The sequence below is a fragment of the Modestobacter sp. SYSU DS0904 genome (genome assembly GCF_054051115.1).
In genome coordinates this window covers 163599-184757 of the sequence record NZ_JBJHAQ010000006.1, presented here as the reverse complement: position 1 = coordinate 184757, position 21159 = coordinate 163599, and the positions used below count along the sequence as shown (strand labels likewise).

Sequence of the window (21159 nt, the reverse complement as noted above, 5' to 3'; positions counted from 1 at the left end):
CGCCGCCGCGCCCAGGGCAAGACCGACCGAGAGATCAAGCGCTGCCTCAAGCGCTACATCGCCCGCGAGCTCTACCGCCGCCTCGAATCACCACCAGCAATGGCTTGACGCGTCATAGGAGCGTCGGTGCTGCGGGTCAGGGCCGGACGACGACGTCGGTGCCCTGGACCTGCACCACCAGCCCGTCCTGGCCGGCCTCGATCGCGGTGAGCTCCTGGCCGAAGGGCAACGGGTCCAGCGGCACCAGGAGTGCGAAGCGCTGTCCGAGCAGCAGGCGGCTGGCCGGGGCGAGCGGCGTCCCGGTGTCCACGGCGGTCGGTGAGATGGCCAGTGCCCCGCCCCGGGGTGAGAGCTGCGCCAGGGCGGACGCCGAGATCGGCCGGCCCAGGAGCCCGACCGTGCCGGTCAGCCGCACCTCGCCCCCGGGCGCTGGGCCGACCGTCACGGGGCGCCCGGTGATCTCGAGGTAGCGGTTGAGGTCGTCGTAGCCGAGGAACGCCTCCCCGACCGACCGCTCGATCCACACGGGACCGGGGTCCCGGACCAGGAGGTCGTGGAACGACACGTGCACCCCGGTCAGCCGGGCCTCCACCGAGTCGATCGACATCGGCCCCGAGGAGACCTCGCGGACGCTGATCCCGACGTCGTCGTACCGGCCCTGCACCGCCTGGAGCAGGAAGAACCCGCCGTGCACCTGCACCGACGGCCGTTCGGCGATGCCGGTGGCCTCCTGGACGGCCTGCGCCAGCGCCGCCTCGGCGCCCCACCGGGCCAGCCGATCGGCGCCCCACAGCAGGAGTGCGGTGCCGAGCACCACGGAGATGCCCACCAGCACGGTGGTGCGCGCCGGTCCCGGCCGCGGGGGAGTGGACCCACCGGCCGTCGCGCCGTCGCCGGTCACCGTCATCGCGCCTGGGCTCCGGCGGGCAGGTCCTCCAGGGCCTCGTTCTCGAGCGTCTCGTCCCGGGTCACCTCGGGACCCCCGCTCCGCGCCCCCGCGGCGGCGGTGCGGCGCAGATCGTCGACCGGCACCGACTCGGTGCGGACCCGCTTGCTGGGCCAGCTGGCCGCTCGTCCCAACAGGGTGAGCACCGCCGGGGTGAGCACCGGTCGGATCAGGAACGTGTCGATGAGCAACCCGGCGGCCATGGTGAACGCCACCTGCCGGAACGTCTGCAGCGGGATGATCGCCACCATCCCGAAGGTGGCGGCGAGGATCAGCCCCGCCGCGCTTATCGCCCGGGACGTGGCCGGCATCGCCAGCATGATCGCCTTGCTCAGCGGATGTCGGGTGGCCGCCTCCCAGATGGAGCCGACGGCGAACACGTTGTAGTCAGACCCCAGTGCCAGCAACAGCACGGCGGTCGCGAACGGGACGTAGAAGGCCAGCCCGGGGTCGCCGAGCACCACTTGGAAGAGCAGGACGCTCAGCCCGAGCGCCGCCGCGACGCCCAGCGCGCTGCAGGCCAGCAGGACCACCGGGGCGCAGAGGGCGCGCAGGTACACGATCAGGATCAGCAGCTCCACCAGCAGCACCGCGGTCAGCGTGATCCGCAGGTTCTCCCGGGTGATCGCGGCGAGCTCACCGGCGATCGCGGTCTGCCCGGTCACCGCCACCTCGGCGTCCTGCAGCCCGGCGTCCGCGGCCAGGGTGTCCAGCCGGTCGGTGAGCCCGCGCAGGTCGCTGATCGCCGGTGCGGCCAGTGGGTCGCTGTCCAGGATCACGACGAAGCGGGCGGCGTCGCCGTCGGCGGAGAAGACGACGCCGAAGCCGTCGGGGAGCGGGTTCTGGGCCGGGCCGAGCACCTCGGCCACCCCCGGCTGTGCCTCGATGGCCTCTTGCAGGTCCTCCAGCTCCGCCCGCTGTTCGATGACCCCGTCGCCCTCGACGATCACCTCCGTGGGGGCGATGACCCCCCGGATCCCGGAGTCCTCGAGCACCGCCGCCCCCCGGCTCACCGGGTCGTCGGCCGGCAGTCCCGAGGTGAAGGACAGGTCCAGGCGCATCTGCAGCAGCGGCGCCGCGGCCAGGAGCAGCACGCCGGTGGCCAGCAGCGTCGCCACCGTCGCGCCGCGTCGGTCGACGACGATCCGGAGCAGCCAGCCGTTCCCTCGGCGACTCGGGGGGCGGCGGGAGGTCCGCAGGGTCCCCAGCCCGAAGAGCCGCTCGCCCAGGATCGCCATCAGGGCCGGCACCAGGGTCAGCGACACCAGCACCCCGATGACGACGGTCAGCGACAGCGCCGGTCCGAACGCCTGGAACAGCTCGAACTCCGCCGCCAGCAGCGCCGCGGTGCCGGCCGCGACGGTGATCCCGGCGACCGCGATGATCGGTGCGTTGGTGGTCACCGCCCGCCGGGTCGCGTCCAGCCGGGGCAGCCCCCGGTCCAGCTGCTGCCGCAGGCCGGCGAAGAAGAGCACGCAGTAGTCGGTGACCACCCCGATCAGCAGCGCGGCGATCAGCGGCTGCAGCTGGTCGGGGAGCGCGAAGCCGAACGCCGCGGCGAGCACCCCGAGGCTGCGGATGGCGACCAGGTACCCCAGCCCCGCGGCCAGCAGCACGACGAACGGGGCCACCACCGAGCGGAAGGTGAGCCCCACGACGGTGGCGATCAGCACCAGGGTGGCGACCTCGAACAGGTGCAGCCGCGACTCGAGGTAGTCGGCCTGGGCCACCTGGGCCGGGACCACCCCGGCGACGTAGGTCCGCACCGAGCTCTGGTTGTGGAAGTGGGCGGCGTACTCGCGAGCCAGGTCCCTGGTCCGGGCCAGCGACGTGTAGTTGGAGACGTACAGGTAGGTGACGGCCGTCTCCGGCGTCGAGGTGGGCACCGGGACGGCGGCGACGATCTGCCCCCGCCCGGCTGGCACGTTGCCGTCCAGGTACGCCTGGGTGTGGGTGGCCGCCCAGAGGGCGACGTCGGCCTGGGTGAGGACGCTGAGGCCGTCGGGGTCGTGCACCACGACCGAGGTCTGGGAGAGCACCGGCACCCGGAACAGCTCGAGGGACCGCTCCTGGACGGCGGCCGCCGGGCTGCCCTCCGGCAGCAGGGCGCCGATGTCCGCCCCGCCGCCCCCGCCGGGGGTGGGGAGGAACGCCGACACGATCACGGTCAGCGCGAGCCAGCCCGCCACCACGAACCAGCGGGCCTTGACCACGGCGTCGCGGTAGGCGCGCCCGGCCCGGCGCGTCGCGGACCGGCCCAGTCCGATCACCCGCCGGGCGCCGGCGGCCACCCCGGAGAACCATCGGGGGACGGCCGTGGCTGGCACCGGGGCCTCCAGCCTCGCGGTCCTACCGAATGGGCTCAGCAGCCGTACGCTACCGGCGGTCGTGCGCCTGCGCGCGACGGTGAGAGGACGACCATGACCGACACCGACACCGACACGAGCAGCAGGTCCCCGGCGCCCGACGGGCGCGCCGGTCGGGCGGTGCGGTGGTGGCTGGCCGCGGCCACCTTCGTGCTCGGGATCTTCACCGGCGGGCTGCTCGTCGGCCTGCTGGCCGAGGGATCGGCGCCGGTCCCGCGCGCTGCCCCCGTCGTCCCCGGCGCGGATGCCGACGTCCCGTTGCCGGAGGCGCCGCCCACGGGGGAGACCGCCGAGGTGCTCGTCAACGCCGCCTGCCTGCGCGCCATGAACGGTGCCCAGGACGTCGTGGCCGCGATCGACGACCTCGGCGAGGCGGCCAGCCAGCTCAACGCCGTCCGTCTCGACGAGGTGGTCCGGCGGCTGCAGCCCCTGCAGGGGCGGCTGCGCACCGACATCGCCGCCTGCGTCGTCGTCACCGAGACCGGGGAGGCCACCCCCACGGGCACCGCGCCGGGGGGCTCGGAGTCGGCGCCCGCGCCCTCGACGTCCCCTGCGCCGCCGAGTTGACCGTGGCCCGGCTGGTTTCCCGACGGCAGGATCGGGACAGTCACCGGGGGCCGGTGAGCCCTGCCGGCTGCTGTCGTCAGGCACCCGCGCTGGCGCACGACCAGCCGGAGCCACGTGACCGTCGTCGAGGACTTCCACCGCGCGCTGGCCGCATCCACGGCTGACCTGCCCGGATCCGAACTGCTCCCCGAACGCATCGCCCGGGCGTGCGCCCTGGTGCTGCCGGTGGACGGCGCCGGGATCAGCCTCTTCTTCCTCTCCGACCGGCGGCTGCCGCTGGGGGCGAGCGACCCGGAGTCGTGCCAGGCCGAGCGGCTGCAGTTCACCTCGGGTGAGGGCCCCTGCCTGGCCTCCCACGCCACGGGCGATCCCGTGCTCGCCGACGAGCGGTCGATCCGTGCCCGGTGGCCGGCCTTCTACGACGGCCTGGTCACCCACACCAGGATCCGGGGCACCATCTCGATCCCGCTGCGCGGCGAGCTCCGGGGCATCGGTGCCCTCGACCTGTACCTCGTCCCGCCCCGCGACGTCGGTTCGCTGAGCCTGCGGGACGCCCTGCTGATCAGCGCCGAGGTGACCGCGGTCCTGCAGGCGCAGGGCCAGCACGTGGAAAGCCGGTCCGACGGCCCGGCGTGGTTGGACGCGCCGGCGGCGGAACGCCGGTCGACGGTCTGGCAGGCGATGGGCTTCGTCAACGCGGCTCTGCACGTCTCGAGCCCGGACGCGCTGGCCCTGCTCCGGGCCCACGCCTTCGCGGCCGGCTCGTCGCTGGAGGACGTCGCTGCCCGGGTGCTCGAGCGCGCGATCGCGGTCCAGGAGCTGGCGCTGGACTCCGACCCCCCTCGGTAGGGACCGTCGTCGTCCGAACAGCCCGTCGGTGCCCCTCCGGCTCGGCTCCGGGCATTCCCGCCGCCGGGTCGGTGTTGCTCTTCAGCAGACGCCCCTTGCTGCCGATGACGATGGCGGGGCGCTGGCCGGTGACCGCACCGGGTGATCACCGGGACCGCACGACCGAGGGGACGACGTGGACTACCTGTACCGGCTGCGGATGGAGCGGCCCGTGCTCTTCTGGGTGGGCATGCTGGTGGCCTTCGTGGTCGTCTTCCAGCTGGCCCTCTTCCTCATCGGGCTCGTCATCGGGCCGTTCGGGCTGCCGCCCTGGGCGCCCATCGTGCTGCTGCTCGGTGGCCTCGTCCTCGTCGCCCGCAGACAGCAGCGCTAGCCGCCTCCGGGCGGGCACGCCGGCCGCCCCGGTGACCGGCGTTCTGCGGCAAGATGCCTGCGACGTCCGATCCGACGAGGAGCGCGCCCGTGACCGTCCCGCCCCAGCCCGCCGCCATGGTGGTGCCCGCCTTCTTCGTGAAGCAGCGGATCACCATGATGGTCAACCGCTACGAGGTCCTGGCCGCCAACCCGGACGGCTCCGAGGGCCAGCTGCTGGCCCTCGCCGAGCAGAAGCGGATGAAGCTGAAGGAGGAGGTCGTCTTCTTCGCCGACGAGTCCAAGAACCGCCGGGTCTTCTCCTTCAAGGCCCGCCAGCGGCTGGACGTCGCGGCCGAGCACGACGTGTACGACGAGCAGGGGCAGCCGCTGGGCATGTTCAGCAAGCAGTTCGGCGCCAGCCTGCTCCGCTCCACCTGGAAGCTCTCCGCCCCCGGCCTCGAGGCGGTCGGGCAGGAGCGGCGCCCGGTGCTGGCCGTCGTCCGCCGGGTCTGGACCGTGCTCCCGGTCGTGGGGGACGTGTGGGTGCCCTTCGTCTTCCACTTCGACTTCACCGACACCGCGACCGGCCAGCCGGTGCTGGTCAGCGAGCGGCAGAAGGCGATCCGCGACCGCTACCGGGTCACCGTGCCCGACCCGCGGCTGGACTTCCGGGTGGCCGCGTCGATGGCGGTGGCACTGGACGCCCTGCAGAGTCGCTGAGCCGCGCTGCAGAGCCGGTGACCGCTCAGAGGTAGCGGGCCTCGAGCTCGGTGAAGAACGCCTTCGCCAGGGCGGTGAAGTCCGCTTCGCGCAGCGCGATCTCCTGGCCGACCCGGTGGCCGAGCACGGTGTGGCCCGGGTGCAGCCGGAGCTGCCGGTCGGCCAGCACCCGGCCCCCGCTCACCAGTGAGGCGGCGAGCACCCGCACCTCGGTGACCACGCTGCTGTCGGTGGCCTCGGTGCACTGATCGCGGTGCAGCAGGCAGCTGTCGAGGACCAGCACCAGGTCGTTGAAGAAGACCGGCTCGAACTCCTCCAGCGCGGCGTGCCCGCCGGTGGCGGCGACCAGGTGCCGCCAGGCGGCCAGCCGGGCGTCGACGGCCGCGCGCCGGGAGTCGATGTGGTCCTGGCTGTAGCTGCTGGGGCAGAACACGGCGGCTCCTCGTCGAGACGCGCGCCACGGACTCGGGCGTGGTCCTCCGAGGGTCCCACCGGGGGCCGCCCGGGGGAAGGGCTCAGGCGCGGCTGTAGGAGTGCTCGCCGGTCCGCGGCCGGGGGACGTCCCAGCCGGCCGGCGACGGGGCGTGCCACCCGAGGTCGTAGCGGATCGGGACGACGTGGTCGTCCTCGGCCCGGTGCCACGGCACCGGCGGCGCGACGCGGCGCGCGGCCTGCCGCTGGGGGAGCCGGACGTCGGCCATCGCCATCCAGCTGGCCCGCTTCAGGCCACCGATCTCGAACTGCACCCGCAGCTCGCACGCGCCCCAGGCGTCGTGGCGCCACCCCAGCAGGGCGGCGGGGAACCACTCGCCCAGGTGGAAGAACTCGATGTCCAGCGGCGCACCCGCGAGCGTCGTCATCCCAAGATCAGGCACGGGGCGGACTGTAAGCGCAAGATCATGTACGCCGGGTGAGGCGCGCGACGGATGTGACGCCCGGGCCGCACGAGGCAGGACGTCGCCCGCCGGCCGTGTGCGAGCAGGTCGGCCACCGCGTGGTCGGTGCAGTCCGCGCGGACGGCGGGTCGCCGGGGAGGCCGCCGGCCGACGGGAAGGACGTCCGGGCCCCGCGCGTTGTGCCGGGCAACCGACTGGAAGGTCTGCACCTCATGCGCATCCCGCTGTCCGTCCTCGATCTCGCCCCGATCGCCCGCGGGGAGACCGCCAGCAGCAGCATCGCGGCCAGCGTCGCCCTCGCCCAGCGGGCGGAGGCCACCGGCTACCGGCGGGTCTGGTACGCCGAGCACCACAACATGCCGACCATCGCCTCCTCGGCGACCAGCGTGCTGATCTCCCACGTGGGCGCGCAGACCAGCACCATCCGGCTCGGCGCCGGCGGCGTCATGCTGCCCAACCACGCGCCGCTGACGATCGCCGAGCAGTTCGGCACGCTCGCCGCGATGTACCCCGACCGCATCGACCTGGGGCTCGGCCGGGCGCCCGGCTCGGACCAGAACACCATGTACGCGCTGCGCCGCGACCCCAATTCCGCGGAGACCTTCCCGCAGGACGTGCTGGAGCTGCAGGGCTACCTGACCGGCAACTCCCGGGTGCCCGGCGTCGACGCGATCCCCGGCAAGGGCACCGACGTGCCGCTGTACGTGCTCGGCTCCTCGCTGTTCGGCGCGCACCTCGCCGCGGCCCTCGGCCTGCCCTACGCCTTCGCCAGCCACTTCGCCCCGCAGGCGCTGGAGGCCGCCGTCGCCACCTACCGGCGGGAGTTCAAGCCGTCGGACCAGCTGGCCGAGCCCTACGTGATCGCCGGGGTGAACGTGGTGGCCGCCGACACCGAGGACGCCGCCCGGCAGAACCTGGCCGCGGTGCGTCGCAACCTCGCGATCGGGCTGTTCGGCCGCGGCCGGTCGCTGACCGACGAGGAGGCGGACCTGCTGCTCGAGCAGGGCGCCGGCCACCACGTGGGCTCGATGCTCACGCACACCGCCGTCGGCACGCCGGCCCAGGTCGGTGACTTCCTCGATCGGTTCCGCAAGCAGGCCGACGCCGACGAGCTGATCGTCGCCCACCAGTCACCCACCACCGAGGGCCGGCTGCGCTCGGTGGAGCTGACCGCCGAGGCGGTCGCCTGAGGCCCCGCTGCAGGGGCCCACTGCGAGCTTGCGAGCGGTGGGGGGCAGCGGGGTCCTTTCTCAGGCGCTGGGGCGGACGCCGCCGATGAAGCCGCCCCAGCGCATCGAGGTGACCTGGATGACCGAGCCGCTCTGCGGGGCCTCGAGGATCCGGCCCCCGCCCAGGTAGAGGGCGACGTGGTGGATGGTCGACGGGTCGCTGGTGTCGGTCGCCCAGAAGACCAGGTCGCCGCGCTGCAGGTCCGCCCGGGAGACCTTGGGCAGCGCCCGGTACTGCTGGCTGCTGTTGCGGGGGATGCTGACACCGGCCTGGGCGTAGGCGTAGCGGGTGAGCCCGGAGCAGTCGAAACCGACCACGCCGGCGTCCACGCCCCAGCCGACGCTCGGGCCGTTCAGCGCGCCGCCGCCCCAGGAGTAGATGGTGCCCAGGTACCGCTCGGCCGCGTCGATCGCGGTCTCGGCGGCCGAGGCCGACCCGGCGCCGGCCCGGGTGCCGGACGACGCACCGGCGGGGCTCGAGCTGACCAGCTGACGCACCGGCTGGGCCTGCGCCCGGCTCTGCGCGGCGGCGGCCTGCTGCCGCTGGAGCTGCTCGGCGGTGGCTCGTGCCCCCTGCAGCCCGGACAGGGTCTGCTGGGCCGCGTCCAGCTGGGCCTGCAGTCGGCTCTGCTGGGCGGCGAAGGCGGCGGCCTGCTGGCGGGCACCGGCCTCGACCTGCTCGGCGACGGCGAGCGCCGCGGCCGCCTCCTGCCGCAGTTCCTCGGCCCGGGCCAGGGCCTGCTGCGCCGCGGCGTCGGCGGCCGCCGCCTGCTGCTCGGCCACCGTGACCTCGGCGAGCACGTCGGTGCGGTGCCTCCCGGCGGCGTCCAGCAGCGCGGCGCGCTCCAGCATCTCCGCCGGGCCGCCGGCGTCCAGCAGCGCGGCCAGGCCGGGGGAGGTGCTGCCCTGCACGTAGCTGCTGCGGGCGAAGGCGGCCACCGCGGCGCGGGCGGCGGCGAGCTCCTCGGCGGCCTGCCGGGCCGCGGCGGCGGCGGCCTCGGCGGCGACCTGCGCCGCCTCGTGCTCGGCCTGCTTGCCCTGGAAGGTGTCCAGCGCGATCGCCGACGCCGCCTGTGCGGCCGCCAGATCCGCCTGCGCGCCGGCCAGCTGGGCGGCGACGGCGCCGACCTGACCGGCGGCGTCGGCCTTCGCCTGCTCGGCGGCGCGCAGCTGGGCGTCACTCGGGTTGCCCGGCGTCGCCGCCGCGGTGCCGGGCACGACCACCAGCGCGACGGTGATCGCGGCGATGACCCCCGCGAGTCGGTGCGTCAGCCGTGCTCCGACCCGACGTCCGGCCGACACCTGCGTGCTCACGATCGCGCTCCTCAGCTGGTCCGCTCACCCGTTCGGGTGACCCGACCACCTGATCGACGTGATCAACGCGGTGCTTGAGGGGCGGGAGTGAACCGAGTTGCCGGCAGCAACCCGGTGGTCCCGGCCGGCGTTCAGCCCAGGTGCGCCTGCTTGGGCGCCAGGCCACGGGCCGCCTCGGCGGCGACCCTCTCCCGGTCGCCGCCACCGGCGGCGACGACGGCGGCGCCCACCAGTCCCTCGACCAGCGGCCCGGGGGAGAGGACCACGCGCTCGCGCAGCCCGTCGTCGACGAGCTCCATCGCCGTCTCCGCCGAGAGCACCGCGCTGCCCAGGTCCATCAGCACCACGACGCCGTCCCCCCGGTCGGCCGCGGTGACCGCCTCGGAGATCGCCACCGCGTCGGTGCCGAGGCTGCCGTCCTCGGTGCCGGCCGCCACCTCGATCAGCACGTCCTGGGCGGTCACCATCTGCCGTGCCAGCGTGACCGCGGCCTCGGCCAGCGGCCGGCTGTGCGAGACGACCACGAGCCCCACCTGCGCCATCGCCGGTCAGCCCAGCTCGGCGGCCGCGGCCTCGACCAGCAGCGTGGTCGAGGTGGCACCGGGGTCCTGGTGGCCGGTGCTGCGCTCACCGAGGTAGCTGGCCCGGCCCTTGCGGGCGGGCATCGGGACGGTCGCGTCCCGCCCCTCCCGGGCCGCGGTCGCCGCGGCGGCCAGCGCCTCGCCGAGCGGCCGGCCGGCGGCGAGGACGGCGTCCAGCGCGTCGCAGGCGGGGATGAGCGCGTCGAGCATCGTCTTGTCCCCGGCCTCCGCCTTGCCGCGCGCGACGACGCCGTCGAGCCCGGCGCGCAGGGCCTTGGCGAAGGTCGCCGCGTCCCACGTGCCGGGGCCGCCCGCGCCGGCCAGGCGCAGGAAGAACGTGCCGTACAGCGGGCCGCTGGCGCCGCCGACCTTGCTCACCAGCGTGGTGCCCACCTGCTTGAACAGCGCGGTGGCGTCGGCGGGTGGGTCGGCGTCCAGCGCGGCCACCACCGCGGTCATGCCCCGGTCCATGTTCGTGCCGTGGTCGCCGTCGCCGATCGACTGGTCCAGCCGGGTCAGCTCGTCCCGGTGCTCGGTGACGGCGCGGGCGAAGGCCCGCACCCAGGCCTGCAGGGCGTCGAGGGAGAGGTCGTCGGCCACCCTCACATCCCCCACCGCAGCGCGGGAGTGCGCACCGGGGCGTCCCACAGGCGGAGCAGGTCGTCGTCGACCCGGAGCAGCGTCACCGAGCACCCGGCCATCTCGAGGCTGGTCATGTACGAGCCCACCAGCGAACGGGCCACCGTGACCCCGGCCTTCTCCAGCACCTGCACCACCTCGCCGAACATGAGGTACAGCTCGATCAGCGGGGTGCCGCCCATGCCGTTGAGGAAGACCAGCGCGCCGTCGCCGCCGGTGAAGTCCAGGTCGGCGAGGACCGGCTCGAGCAGCATCTCGGCGACCTCCCGGGCCGGCGCGACCGGTACCCGGCGGCGCCCCGGCTCCCCGTGGATGCCGATCCCGATCTCCATCTCGCCCTCGGGCAGGTCGAAGGTGGGGGTGCCGGCGCTGGGCACCGTGCAGGAGGTCAGCGCCACGCCCATGCTGCGGCTGCGGGCGTTCACCGTGCGGGCGACCTCGGCGACCTCGGCCAGCGAGCGGCCCTGCTCGGCCGCCGCGCCGGCGGTCTTCTCGGCCAGCACGGTGGCGCCCACCCCCCGCCGGCCGGCGGTGTAGAGGCTGTCCTGCACGGCGACGTCGTCGTCGACCACCACCGAGACCACCTCGGTGCCGGACTCGGCGGCGACCAGCTCGGCGGCCATCTCGAAGTTCATCACGTCGCCGGTGTAGTTCTTCACCAGGTGCAGCACCCCGGCGCCGCCGTCGACGCCGGTGGTCGCCGCCACCATCTGGTCGGGCACCGGCGAGGTGAACACCTCGCCGGCGCAGGCCGCGTCTAGCATCCCGGCCCCGACGAACCCGCCGTGCATCGGTTCGTGCCCGGAGCCACCGCCGGAGACGATGCCCACCTTGCCGCGCACGGGCGCGTCGCCGCGGAAGACCACCCGGTTCGGGTGGTCGACCCGCAGGTCGGGGTGGGCGATCGCCAGGCCGCGCAGGGACTCCGCGACGACGTCGGCGGGGGAGTTGATCAGTTTCTTCACGGGTCTCCTCGCAAGGGGGTCAGGGTCCGTCGGCGGCGCGGGGCCGGCCGCGCGCCTCGGCCGGCCGGTCGTCGTCCACCACGGCCCGCGGGGGCGCGGTGCGGCCGTCGCCGACGACCTGCTCGGGCTCGATGGGCGCGCGGCCGGCCTCCGGCTCGTCCTCCACCGGCAGCCGGCGGCCGACGAGCAGCTCGTAGAGCAGGGCACCGACGACGGCGCCGATCAGCGGGCCCACGATCGGCACCCACCAGTAGAAGTCGCCGTTCTGATCTCGCCAGGCCCCGCCGTAGCCGGTCAGGTAGGACACCAGCCGTGGGCCGAAGTCGCGGGCCGGGTTGATCGCGTAGCCGGCGTTGGTGCCCCAGGCCATGCCGATCGCCACGACGATCAGGCCGATGATGAACGGGCCCATGTTGACCCCCGGCGCGGTGTTGCGCAGGTCGGTCACGGCCAGCACCAGGAACAGCAGGATCGCCGTGCCGATGATCTGGTCGCGGAAGGCACCCCAGGTGCCGACCGGCAGCGTCCCGTTGCCCGGGAGGGTGGAGAAGATGCCCTGGGTGGTGATCGTGTGGTTCGGGTCGATCGCGGCGATGACCTCGGTGTAGTTCCACCGCACCAGGACGGCGGCGGCCATCGCACCCAGCGTCTGGGCCAGCGCGTAGGGCGCCACCTTGCGCCAGGGGAAGTCGCGGAAGACCGCCAGGGCGAGGGTGACGGCGGGGTTGATGTGCGCGCCGCTGATCCGCGCGGCGGTGTAGACGCCCAGCGTGACGCCCAGGCCCCAGGCCCAGGCGATGCTGTCGTGGTCGCCCAGGCCGCCGGCCACCACCTGGGCGACGACGCCGACGCCGAAGAGGATCAGGATGAACGTCCCGGCGAACTCGGCGGCCATCTCGGCTGCGAGCGTGCGCTGCTTGACGGGTTCGGACACGGTCCCCTCCAGCACTGCGGTGGGTGGACGGGGCACAGCCTGCTGTGATCCACGTCATGGCGCAATGGAGTCCTGCGCGCCGTCCGCGGTCGATCCCGGCGACCTGTTCCGGCGCGACGCGAGACGGTGCCGCGACGGCTCCGGAGGAGCACCATCGGGCCGTGGCCCGTCGGTCCGGGGGACGGAACCGGCCGGTGGGTGGCACCGGAGCACGGTCCGCGAGCAGAAGGAGCCATGAGATGGCCGGCAACAGAGGCGTTGCGTACATCGAACCGGGCAAGGTCGAGGTCCACGACATCGACTACCCCAAGCTGGAGCTGCAGGACGGTCCCGGGGTGAACCCGGCGAACGTCGGCCGGCAGCTGCAGCACGGGGTGATCCTCAAGGTCGTCACCACCAACATCTGCGGCAGCGACCAGCACATGGTCCGCGGCCGCACCACCGCCCCGCCGAACCTCGTGCTGGGCCACGAGATCCTCGGCGAGGTCGTGGAGAAGGGGCGCGACGTCGAGTTCATCGACGTCGGCGACCTCTGCTCGGTGCCGTTCAACATCGCCTGCGGGCGCTGCCGCAACTGCAAGGAGGGCAAGACCGGGATCTGCCTGAACGTGAACCCGGCCCGCCCCGGTGCGGCGTACGGGTACGTGGACATGGGCGGCTGGGTCGGCGGGCAGGCCGAGTACGTGACGGTGCCCTACGCGGACTGGAACCTGCTGAAGTTCCCCGACCGGGACCAGGCGATGGAGAAGATCCTGGACCTGACCATGCTGTCGGACATCTTCCCCACGGGTTTCCACGGGGCGGTCACCGCCGGGGTGAAGCCGGGGTCGACGGTGTACATCGCGGGGGCCGGCCCGGTGGGGCTGGCGGCCGCCGCCGGCGCCCAGCTGCTCGGCGCGTCGGTGGTGATCGTCGCCGACCTCGTCGAGGAGCGGCTGGCCCAGGCGCGCAGCTTCGGCTGCGAGACCGTCGACGTCTCCCAGGGCTCGCCGCAGGACCAGATCGAGCAGATCCTCGGCGTACCCGAGGTGGACGCCGGTGTCGACGCGGTGGGCTTCGAGGCCCGCGGCCACGGGGAGGGATCGGGGAAGGAGGCTCCGGCGACGGTGCTGAACTCGCTGATGGAGCTGACCGCGGCCGGCGGGGCCATCGGCATCCCCGGCCTCTACGTCACCGGTGACCCGGGGGGCATCGACGAGGCCGCCAAGGTCGGCTCGCTCTCGTTGAGCCTGGGCACCGGCTGGGCCAAGTCGATCTCGTTCACCACGGGCCAGTGCCCGGTGATGCGCTACAACCTCGGGCTGATGAAGGCGATCCTCAACGACAAGGTGCAGATCGCGAAGGCGGTCAACGCCACCGTCATCTCCCTGGACGAGGCGCCGCGGGGCTACCAGGAGTTCGACTCCGGTGCGGCGAAGAAGTACGTGATCGACCCGCACGGGACGACCGGCAAGGCCGCCTGAACCCGCCCGCGCCGGCCCGGCCCCGTGCCGGGCCGGCGTGCGCCGTCCTCCCTGGCGCCGTCGCCGGCGCGGGGGAGGACGGCGCGGGGGAGGATGGCGCGGTGAACGTCTTCACCGACTACGCCGACACCCACTGGGTCCCGATCAACGGCGACATGGTCACCGTGCAGACCGTGGACGCCGCCGGCAGGCGGGAGACCCACGTGCTCTCCGTCGCCGAGGCGCTGGCGCAGTTCAAGGTGAAGTACCCGTTCATCGACGACGCGATGGCCGCCGAGCTCTTCGCCCGCGGCGGCTGAGGCGCGGGGAGCCGCACCTCACGCAACACCCCGCGGCGGCGCGCCGTTGTACCCACCGTGACCCTGCACTTCCTCGTCCTCGGTGACTCCCTGGCCTTCGGCACCGGAGCCGCCGCGCCGGCGGACACCCTCGGCGCCCGGCTGACCCGCGATCTCGAGGCGGCCGGCCGCGCCGTGCGCTGCACCGTGCTCGCCGTCCCCGGGGCCACGTCGCTGGACCTCGACGCCCAGGTGCGGCGGGCGCCGCAGGACGCCGACGTCGCCCTGCTGGTGGTCGGCGCCAACGACCTGACCCGGCAGGTGCCCCCGGCCCGGGCGGCGGCTGCCCTCGGCGCCGCCGTCGCCCAGCTGCGCCGGCGGGGCACCGGGGTGCTCGTGGTCCCGACCCCGGACCTCTCCGCGGTGGCCTGGGTGCCGCCGGCGTTGCGCGGCGTGGTGGCGGCCGTCTGCGGCCAGGTGCGCACCCGGCAGACCGCCGCCGCCGAGGCGGCCGGTGGGGTCGTCGCCCCGGTGGCGCCCGCGCTGTCCGCCCGCTTCGCCGCCGAACCGCGGCTGTTCTCCGCCGACCGGTTCCACCCCTCCTCGGCCGGCTACGCGCTGGTGGCGGAGGCGCTGGCCCCGCACCTGCGCGCCCTGGTCGACCGCCGCGCGGACGCGGCCTGACGAAGGACCCCTCGCCCCCCACCGCTCGCCAGCTCGCGTCGGGCCCTGCGAGGGGGCCGGGCGACGAGCGGGCCGGCACCCCGGATGAGGGGTCGGCCCGCCCGGCCCCCTTCCAGGGGCCCGCCCTGAGCTTGCGAAGGGTGGGGAGGAAGGGGGTCCTTCTTCAGCTCGCGGGCACGCCCCCGGCGCGGAGCGCACCGAGCAGGTCGTGGTTGAGCCGGGAGATCGTCTCCATCGAGATGCCCTTGGGGCAGACCGCGGAGCACTCGCCGATGTTGCTGCAGCCACCGAAGTCCTCGGCGTCCTGCTGGGCCACCATCTTGAGCACCCGGGTGTCGCGCTCGGGCTGGCCCTGCGGGAGCAGCCCGAGGTGGGCGACCTTGGCGGCGGTGAACAGCATCGCCGAGCCGTTCGGGCACGCGGCGACGCAGGCGCCGCAGCCGATGCAGGTCGCGGCGTCGAAGGCGGCGTCGGAGTCCTTCTTCGGCACCGGGGTGGAGTGCGCCTCGGGGGCCGTGCCGGTGGGGGCGCTGATGAACCCGCCGGCGGAGATGATCCGGTCGAACGCCGACCGGTCGACCGCGAGGTCCTTGACCACCGGGAACCCGCCGGCGCGCCAGGGCTCGATGTCCAGCACGTCGCCGTCGGAGAACGAGCGCATGTGCAGCTGGCAGACGGTGGCCTGCTCGGGGCCGTGCGCGATGCCGTTGATCATCAGACCGCACGAACCGCAGATGCCCTCGCGGCAGTCGTGGTCGAAGGCCACCGGGTCGTCGCCGTCGAGGATCAGCTTCTCGTTCAGCACGTCGAGCATCTCGAGGAAGGACATGTCGGGCGAGACGTCGGTGACGTGGTAGGTCACCATCTTGCCCTTCTGGGTCCGGTCCCGCTGGCGCCAGATGCGCAGGGTCAGGCTCATCATGCGTGGCTCTGTGCTGGTCACTTGTAGCTCCGCTGTGCGAGGTGGACGTACTCGTACTCGAGGGCCTCGCGGTGCAGCACCGGCGGCTCGCCCTCCGGGGTGTACTCCCACGCGGCGACGTAGGCGTAGTTCTCGTCGTCGCGCAGCGCCTCACCCTCCGGCGTCTGGCTCTCCACCCGGAAGTGGCCACCGCAGCTCTCGTTGCGGTGCAGCGCGTCGACGCACATCAGCTCGGCGAGCTCGATGAAGTCGGCGACCCGGCCGGCGTGCTCCAGGTTCTGGTTGAAGACGCCCTGCTCGCCGGAGACCTTCACGTTGGTCCAGAACTCGTGCCGGATCTCCGGGATCCGGTCCAGCGCCTTGCGCAGGCCCTCCTCCGAGCGCTCCATGCCGCAGAGGTCCCACACCAGCTTGCCCAGCTCGCGGTGGAAGGAGGCCACCGTGCGGGTGCCGTTGATCGACAGCAGCCGCTCGGTCTGCGCCCGGACGGACTGCTCGGCCTCGACCGCCGCCGGGTGCGTGGCGTCGACCTTGGGGAAGGGGCCGTCGGCGAGGTAGTTGCTGATCGTGCTGGGGAGCACGAAGTAGCCGTCGGCCAGGCCCTGCATCAGCGCGCTGGCGCCCAGCCGGTTGGCGCCCTGGTCGGAGAAGTTGGCCTCACCGATGACGAACAGGCCCGGGATGTTGGACGACAGGTCGTAGTCGACCCACAGTCCGCCCATCGTGTAGTGCACGGCCGGGTAGATCCGCATCCCGGTCTCGTACGCGTCCTCACCGGTGATCCGGTTGTACATGTCGAAGAGGTTGCCGTACTTGGCCTCGATCGCCGCGCGGCCCACCCGGGCGATGGCGTCGCTGAAGTCCAGGTACACGCCCAGGCCGTTCGGCCCGACGCCGCGACCCTCGTCGCAGACGTTCTTGGCCTGGCGCGAGGCGATGTCGCGGGGCACCAGGTTGCCGAACGCCGGGTACTTGCGCTCGAGGTAGTAGTCGCGCTCGTCCTCGGGGATGTCCAGCGGGTTGCGGGTGTCCCCGCGTTCCTTGGGCACCCAGACGCGGCCGTCGTTGCGCAGCGACTCGCTCATCAGCGTCAGCTTCGACTGGTAGTCGCCGCTGACCGGGATGCAGGTCGGGTGGATCTGCGTGTAGCAGGGGTTGGCGAACAGCGCGCCGCGCTTGTGCGCCCGCCAGGCCGCCGTGACGTTGGAGCCCTTGGCGTTGGTGGAGAGGTAGAAGACGTTGCTGTACCCACCCGAGGCCAGCACCACCGCGTCGGCGAAGTGGCTGGTGATCTCGCCGGTGATCAGGTCCCGGACGACGATGCCCCGGGCCTTCCCGTCGACGACGATCAGGTCGAGCATCTCGGTGCGCGGGTGCTGCTCGACGTTGCCCAGCCCGATCTGCCGCTCCAGGGCCTGGTAGGCGCCGTAGAGCAGCTGCTGACCGGTCTGGCCGCGGGCGTAGAAGGTGCGCGAGACCTGGGCGCCACCGAAGGAGCGGTTGTCCAGCAGGCCGCCGTACTCGCGGGCGAAGGGCACGCCCTGGGCCACGGCCTGGTCGATGATCGCGGCGCTGACCTCGGCCAACCGGTAGGAGTTGTCCTCCCGGGAGCGGAAGTCGCCGCCCTTGACCGTGTCGTAGAACAGCCGGTGCACGCTGTCGCCGTCGTTGCGGTAGTTCTTGGCCGCGTTGATGCCGCCCTGGGCGGCCACGCTGTGCGCCCGCCGCGGGCTGTCCTGGAACCAGAAGTTCTTGACCCGGTAGCCCATCTCGGCCAGCGAGGCCGCCGCCGAGCCGCCGGCCAGGCCGGTGCCGACGACGATGATCGAGAGCCGGCGGCGGTTGGCCGGGTTGACCAGCCGGGCGCGGAACTTGCGCTCGTTCCAGCGCTCGGGGAGCGGGACGTCACGGGGGGCCTTGGTGTCGGCGATCGGCTCGCCGACGGTGAAGAGCTCGAGAGGCATCGGAGTGTTCTTCTCTCTCAGTCGATCAGGCCGAAGGCGACGGACAGCGGGACGAGCAGGAAGCCCACGGTCAGCACGGTGGCGACGACGTAGGCGAGCCCGTTCACGGCCCGCTCACGGCGCTTGTTGGTCTGCCCGAGGGTCTGGGTGGCGGCGAAGATGCCGTGCCGGAGGTGGAGGCCCAGCAGCAGCATGGAGACCACGTAGAACGCCGTGACCGGGATGTTGGAGAAGCTGGCGACCAGCCGCTCGTAGGGCGTGCTGTCGTGGCCCTCGGGGTTCACCGCGCCCAGGGTGAGGTCGAGGATGTGCCAGATGATGAACAGGGCCAGGATCAGCCCGCCCCAGCGGACGGTGCGCGAGGCGAAGCTCTGCTGCACGCGCTTCTTCGTCGCGTAGGGCACCGGGCGGGCCCGCTTGGCCTGACGCCACAGGGAGATGGCCGCCCAGAAGTGCGCCACCACCGCGACCAGCAGCACCAGGCGGATGATCCACAGCACCGTCTGGGCCGGGAGCGCCGGGTCGCCGATGGTGCGGATCCACCCGGAGTAGGAGTTGAACGACTCCGCTCCCTGGAACGCCTTCAGGTTGCCGATCATGTGCGCGACCAAGTAGAGGATCATGATGATCCCGCTGACCGCCATGACCGTCTTCTTCACGACCGAGCTGGAGAACCGGCCGGTCTTCGGGGCCCTTCGCGGAGCCTCCTGCGTCGTCATCGTCGCCACGGGACCCAAGGTATTCCCTGTGCCCGATGACACCCAGATGAACCCGCCGTGACACGTCTCATGTAAGGCGACCCTCACCTGGGGCTCTGCCCCCGGCGGTGGCCGACCCGGGGGCGGCGCGGGCCGCCGGAGGGGAGGATGATCTCCGCCGAACGGCCCCGCCCCCGCCCCCGAGGGCCGGTCAGAGAGGAACAGCGACGTGCCCGGACCCACTCGCGGCTTCCAGGGCCGCCGCCGCGGCCCCAGCGACCCGCGGCTCCCACCCGGCCAGTACGACGTCGGCGGTGACTGGCCGGTGCTGACCGCCGAGCCCACGCCGCGGATCGCGCCGGAGACCTGGACGATCACCGTCGACGGCGAGGTCGAGAACCCGACCACCTGGAGCTGGGACGAGGCGCACGCGCTGCCGGCGTCGGCCTACAGCGGCGACATCCACTGCGTCACCACCTGGTCGAAGTTCGACACCCACTTCGCCGGCGTCAGCGTCGACTCGCTGCTGGAGGTCGCGAGGCCGACCGCCGAGGGGCGGTTCGTGATGGCGACGTCGAAGACCGGCTACACCACCAACCTGCCCATCGAGGACGTCACCGGCGGCAAGGCCTGGCTGGTGTGGGAGTACGAGGGCCAGCCGCTGCCGATCGAGCACGGCGGCCCGGTGCGCATGCTCGTGCCGCACCTGTACTTCTGGAAGAGCGCCAAGTGGATCAGCAAGATCACCCTGCTCAAGCGTGACCAGCAGGGCTTCTGGGAGCAGAACGGCTACCACGACCGGGGTGACCCGTGGCGGCAGCAGCGGTACCAGGGTGATTGAGACGCAGGGTGACTGACGCGCTCCCCGATCCCGCGACCCCGCCGGGCGCCGAGCCGCAACCGGTCGAGCCTGCGGCACTGACGACGACGACGTCGGCGCCGGCCGGTGGCTGGCGCACCGCGACCGTCGCCGGGCTGCGGCGGCCGATCGCCCGCTCGGTGCAGCTGCGGCTCGACGTCCACGACCGGGTCGACCACCTGCCCGGCCAGCACTACGTCGTCCGGCTGACCGCCGAGGACGGGTACACCGCGCAGCGGTCGTACTCGGTGGCGTCGGCGCCGGGCGACCCGCTGGTGGAGCTGTTCGTGGAGCGGCTGGACGACGGGGAGGTCTCCACCTTCCTCGCCGACGTCGTCGAGCCCGGCGACGAGCTCGAGGTCCGCGGGCCGATCGGGGGCTGGTTCGTCTGGGACGGCGCCACGCCCGCGCTGCTGGTCGGCGGGGGCAGCGGCGTCGTCCCGCTGGTGGCGATGGTGCGGCACGCCCGGGACGTCGGACGGCTGGACCTGCTGCGGGTGGCGGTGTCGGCGCGCACGCTGGCCGAGCTGCCCTACGCCGAGGAGCTCGCCGCGGCCGGGGCACTGATCGTGACCACCCGGGAGGCGCACGGCATCCGCCCGGCCGCCCGGATGACCGCGATGGACCTGCTGCCGCTGTGGGAGCCGGGGCAGACCGCGTACGTGTGCGGTTCCGCGGCCTTCGCCGAGGCCGCCGGTCAGCTGCTGGTCGGGCTCGGCGTGGCGCCGTCGTCGATCCGGCTCGAGCGCTTCGGCCCCTCGGCGCTGGACCAGCCGAAGCGCTGAGGGGCCCGGCTTCCGGGTCTATGAAGGCAAGGCTAACCTCTGCTCGACTGTCGTTGATCTTGAGGAGCCCCCGTGTCCCGCCGTCCCGTCCGCCGCGCCGCCGTCCTGGTCGCCGGCTTCACCGCCGTCCTGGGGCTGGCCGCCTGCGGCGGCTCCGACGAGGAGGGCACCGCGGCCCCCGCCGGGTCGGCGGCGTCGTCGTCGGGCGCCTTCCCGGTCACCATCGAGAACAAGTTCGGCACCACCGAGATCCCGGCAGAGCCCGAGCGCGTGGTCACCGTCGGCTTCAACGACGAGGACTTCGTGCTGGCCCTGGGCGTGACCCCGGTCGGCGTCCGTGACCTGCTCGGTGACTACGACGTCCCCAGCCGCCCCTGGGCGCAGGAGCAGCTCGACGGGGCGGAGCTGCCGACCATCGGCGGGACGGAGATCGACGTCGAGGCCGTCGCCGCGCTCGACCCCGACCTGATCGTCGGCGTCTACTCCTTCATGGACCAGGGGGTCTACGACCAGCTGTCCGGCATCGCGCCGACCCTCGCGCAGACCGACGAGTACGCCGACGGAGCCACCCCCTGGCAGGAGCAGGCCCTGCTCACCGGCGAGGCGCTGGGCCGCGCGGACCAGGCGCAGCAGCTGGTCGACGAGGTCGAGGCGCAGTTCGCGGAGGCGACGAGCGCCCACCCCGGGTTCGCCGGGACGTCGATCGCCGTCGACCTGACCGGTGTCGGATCGGGGCACTACTCGCTGGGCACCGACGACCTGCGCACCCAGTTCTTCGACGACCTCGGGTTCGCCGTCCCCGAGACCAGCACCGACGTCAGCCCGGAACGCCTGGACCTGCTCGACACCGACGTCCTCGCCGTCCTCGGGTACACCGCGGAGGACGCGGCGGCCGACCCGCTGTTCGCCGGCCTCGACGTGGTCACCGAGGGCCGCACCGTGCTGCTGGGCAGCTACGACGGTGACGTCGCCGCCGCGCTCGGCTTCGGCAGCCCGTTGTCGCTGCCCTACCTGCTGGACGAGGTCGTGCCGGCGCTGGACGCCGCCACCGACGGCGACCCGGCCACCGAGGTGCCGGCGCTCTGACCCGCGTGTCCGCCGTCGGCGGGCGCCCCGATCTGCTGGGGTGACCGCCGACGGACGGAC

Annotated in this window: 23 protein-coding genes; 11 read left to right on the top strand and 12 right to left on the bottom strand. The window is 73.5% G+C overall.

What is annotated here, in order from left to right; all coding sequences use genetic code 11:
* Positions 1-136 precede the first annotated feature (136 nt).
* Together ACI79U_RS06590 and ACI79U_RS06585 are read right to left on the bottom strand one after the other, a co-directional pair.
* Positions 137-907 (bottom strand): LmeA family phospholipid-binding protein, encoded by a 771-nt coding sequence (locus ACI79U_RS06590; protein WP_457065877.1) that lies wholly within the window; start codon positions 905-907, stop codon positions 137-139.
* Positions 904-3273, bottom strand: a complete 2370-nt coding sequence (locus ACI79U_RS06585; RefSeq protein WP_457065879.1) for an MMPL family transporter — start codon at positions 3271-3273, stop codon at positions 904-906. Before ACI79U_RS06585 ends, ACI79U_RS06590 begins: the two co-directional genes overlap by 4 nt.
* A gap of 93 nt (positions 3274-3366) precedes the next feature.
* Here ACI79U_RS06585 and ACI79U_RS06580 point away from each other — a divergent pair, with 93 nt between their 5' ends.
* The 4 genes from ACI79U_RS06580 to ACI79U_RS06565 all read left to right on the top strand — a co-directional run bounded on the left by ACI79U_RS06580 (position 3367) and on the right by ACI79U_RS06565 (position 5802).
* The gene (locus tag ACI79U_RS06580) at positions 3367-3879 is read left to right on the top strand and encodes a hypothetical protein (RefSeq protein WP_457065881.1); all 513 of its coding nucleotides are present in this window, start codon (positions 3367-3369) and stop codon (positions 3877-3879) included.
* A 114-nt stretch (positions 3880-3993) separates the two neighbouring features.
* On the top strand, positions 3994-4728 hold the full coding sequence (locus ACI79U_RS06575) for an ANTAR domain-containing protein (protein WP_457065883.1): 735 nt from the start codon (positions 3994-3996) through the stop codon (positions 4726-4728).
* Between the two features lie 175 nt (positions 4729-4903).
* Entirely contained in the window at positions 4904-5101 is a 198-nt protein-coding gene (locus ACI79U_RS06570) for a hypothetical protein (protein ID WP_457065885.1), read from the top strand.
* Positions 5102-5190: 89 nt separating this feature from the next.
* Complete coding sequence (locus tag ACI79U_RS06565) at positions 5191-5802, top strand: hypothetical protein (protein WP_457065887.1); 612 nt, start codon at positions 5191-5193, stop codon at positions 5800-5802.
* Positions 5803-5827: 25 nt separating this feature from the next.
* Here ACI79U_RS06565 and ACI79U_RS06560 read toward each other — a convergent pair whose 3' ends face one another.
* Together ACI79U_RS06560 and ACI79U_RS06555 are read right to left on the bottom strand one after the other, a co-directional pair.
* Positions 5828-6235, bottom strand: a complete 408-nt coding sequence (locus ACI79U_RS06560) for a hypothetical protein (protein ID WP_457065889.1) — start codon at positions 6233-6235, stop codon at positions 5828-5830.
* Between the two features lie 82 nt (positions 6236-6317).
* The gene (locus tag ACI79U_RS06555) at positions 6318-6677 is read right to left on the bottom strand and encodes a hypothetical protein (RefSeq protein ID WP_457065891.1); all 360 of its coding nucleotides are present in this window, start codon (positions 6675-6677) and stop codon (positions 6318-6320) included.
* Between the two features lie 233 nt (positions 6678-6910).
* Here ACI79U_RS06555 and ACI79U_RS06550 point away from each other — a divergent pair, with 233 nt between their 5' ends.
* Positions 6911-7888, top strand: a complete 978-nt coding sequence (locus tag ACI79U_RS06550) for an LLM class flavin-dependent oxidoreductase (RefSeq protein ID WP_457065893.1) — start codon at positions 6911-6913, stop codon at positions 7886-7888.
* Between the two features lie 60 nt (positions 7889-7948).
* Here the strand turns inward: ACI79U_RS06550 and ACI79U_RS06545 are convergent, their stop codons facing one another.
* The 5 genes from ACI79U_RS06545 to ACI79U_RS06525 form a co-directional block, all read right to left on the bottom strand.
* Entirely contained in the window at positions 7949-9241 is a 1293-nt protein-coding gene (locus ACI79U_RS06545) for a C40 family peptidase (RefSeq protein WP_457065895.1), read from the bottom strand.
* Between the two features lie 131 nt (positions 9242-9372).
* Entirely contained in the window at positions 9373-9783 is a 411-nt protein-coding gene (gene dhaM, locus ACI79U_RS06540; protein WP_457072616.1) for a dihydroxyacetone kinase phosphoryl donor subunit DhaM, read from the bottom strand.
* A 6-nt stretch (positions 9784-9789) separates the two neighbouring features.
* Positions 9790-10422 (bottom strand): dihydroxyacetone kinase subunit DhaL, encoded by a 633-nt coding sequence (dhaL, locus tag ACI79U_RS06535; RefSeq protein WP_457065899.1) that lies wholly within the window; start codon positions 10420-10422, stop codon positions 9790-9792.
* A gap of 2 nt (positions 10423-10424) precedes the next feature.
* Complete coding sequence (gene dhaK / locus ACI79U_RS06530) at positions 10425-11426, bottom strand: dihydroxyacetone kinase subunit DhaK (RefSeq protein ID WP_457065901.1); 1002 nt, start codon at positions 11424-11426, stop codon at positions 10425-10427.
* A 19-nt stretch (positions 11427-11445) separates the two neighbouring features.
* Positions 11446-12360 (bottom strand): MIP/aquaporin family protein, encoded by a 915-nt coding sequence (locus ACI79U_RS06525; RefSeq protein WP_457065903.1) that lies wholly within the window; start codon positions 12358-12360, stop codon positions 11446-11448.
* A 239-nt stretch (positions 12361-12599) separates the two neighbouring features.
* On the opposite strand from ACI79U_RS06525, the gene fdhA reads away from it, so the two are divergent.
* From fdhA to ACI79U_RS06510, 3 genes are all read left to right on the top strand, one after another.
* On the top strand, positions 12600-13823 hold the full coding sequence (fdhA, locus tag ACI79U_RS06520; protein WP_457065905.1) for a formaldehyde dehydrogenase, glutathione-independent: 1224 nt from the start codon (positions 12600-12602) through the stop codon (positions 13821-13823).
* 101 nt (positions 13824-13924) lie between these two features.
* A complete protein-coding gene (locus ACI79U_RS06515; protein WP_457065907.1) occupies positions 13925-14122 on the top strand; it encodes a hypothetical protein in 198 nt (65 codons plus the stop codon).
* Positions 14123-14179: 57 nt separating this feature from the next.
* The gene (locus tag ACI79U_RS06510; RefSeq protein WP_457065909.1) at positions 14180-14785 is read left to right on the top strand and encodes a GDSL-type esterase/lipase family protein; all 606 of its coding nucleotides are present in this window, start codon (positions 14180-14182) and stop codon (positions 14783-14785) included.
* A 163-nt stretch (positions 14786-14948) separates the two neighbouring features.
* On the opposite strand, the gene ACI79U_RS06505 is transcribed toward ACI79U_RS06510, so the two are convergent.
* The 3 genes from ACI79U_RS06505 to ACI79U_RS06495 are packed head-to-tail and all read right to left on the bottom strand — an operon-like array spanning position 14949 to position 18390.
* Positions 14949-15707, bottom strand: a complete 759-nt coding sequence (locus ACI79U_RS06505) for a succinate dehydrogenase/fumarate reductase iron-sulfur subunit (protein WP_457065911.1) — start codon at positions 15705-15707, stop codon at positions 14949-14951.
* Positions 15708-15724: 17 nt separating this feature from the next.
* Positions 15725-17671 carry a fumarate reductase/succinate dehydrogenase flavoprotein subunit gene (locus ACI79U_RS06500; RefSeq protein WP_457065913.1) on the bottom strand — a complete coding sequence of 649 codons (1947 nt, stop codon included), beginning with the start codon at positions 17669-17671 and terminating at the stop codon, positions 15725-15727.
* Between the two features lie 17 nt (positions 17672-17688).
* On the bottom strand, positions 17689-18390 hold the full coding sequence (locus tag ACI79U_RS06495) for a succinate dehydrogenase cytochrome b subunit (protein WP_457065916.1): 702 nt from the start codon (positions 18388-18390) through the stop codon (positions 17689-17691).
* A 208-nt stretch (positions 18391-18598) separates the two neighbouring features.
* Between ACI79U_RS06495 and ACI79U_RS06490 the strand changes: the two genes are divergently transcribed.
* From ACI79U_RS06490 to ACI79U_RS06480, 3 genes are all read left to right on the top strand, one after another.
* The gene (locus ACI79U_RS06490) at positions 18599-19210 is read left to right on the top strand and encodes a sulfite oxidase-like oxidoreductase (protein ID WP_457065918.1); all 612 of its coding nucleotides are present in this window, start codon (positions 18599-18601) and stop codon (positions 19208-19210) included.
* Positions 19211-19218: 8 nt separating this feature from the next.
* A complete protein-coding gene (locus ACI79U_RS06485; protein WP_457065920.1) occupies positions 19219-20013 on the top strand; it encodes an FAD-binding oxidoreductase in 795 nt (264 codons plus the stop codon).
* A gap of 72 nt (positions 20014-20085) precedes the next feature.
* A complete protein-coding gene (locus ACI79U_RS06480; protein ID WP_457065922.1) occupies positions 20086-21099 on the top strand; it encodes an iron-siderophore ABC transporter substrate-binding protein in 1014 nt (337 codons plus the stop codon).
* Positions 21100-21159 lie beyond the last annotated feature (60 nt).

Coding starts and splice junctions, on each gene's coding strand:
- fdhA (WP_457065905.1), top strand. CDS start 12,600: ATGGCCGGCAACAGAGGCGTTGCGTACATCGAACCGGGCAAGGTCGAG.
- ACI79U_RS06505 (WP_457065911.1), bottom strand. CDS start 15,707: ATGATGAGCCTGACCCTGCGCATCTGGCGCCAGCGGGACCGGACCCAG.
- dhaM (WP_457072616.1), bottom strand. CDS start 9,783: ATGGCGCAGGTGGGGCTCGTGGTCGTCTCGCACAGCCGGCCGCTGGCC.
- ACI79U_RS06580 (WP_457065881.1), top strand. CDS start 3,367: ATGACCGACACCGACACCGACACGAGCAGCAGGTCCCCGGCGCCCGAC.
- ACI79U_RS06590 (WP_457065877.1), bottom strand. CDS start 907: ATGACGGTGACCGGCGACGGCGCGACGGCCGGTGGGTCCACTCCCCCG.
- ACI79U_RS06495 (WP_457065916.1), bottom strand. CDS start 18,390: ATGACGACGCAGGAGGCTCCGCGAAGGGCCCCGAAGACCGGCCGGTTC.
- ACI79U_RS06550 (WP_457065893.1), top strand. CDS start 6,911: ATGCGCATCCCGCTGTCCGTCCTCGATCTCGCCCCGATCGCCCGCGGG.
- ACI79U_RS06500 (WP_457065913.1), bottom strand. CDS start 17,671: ATGCCTCTCGAGCTCTTCACCGTCGGCGAGCCGATCGCCGACACCAAG.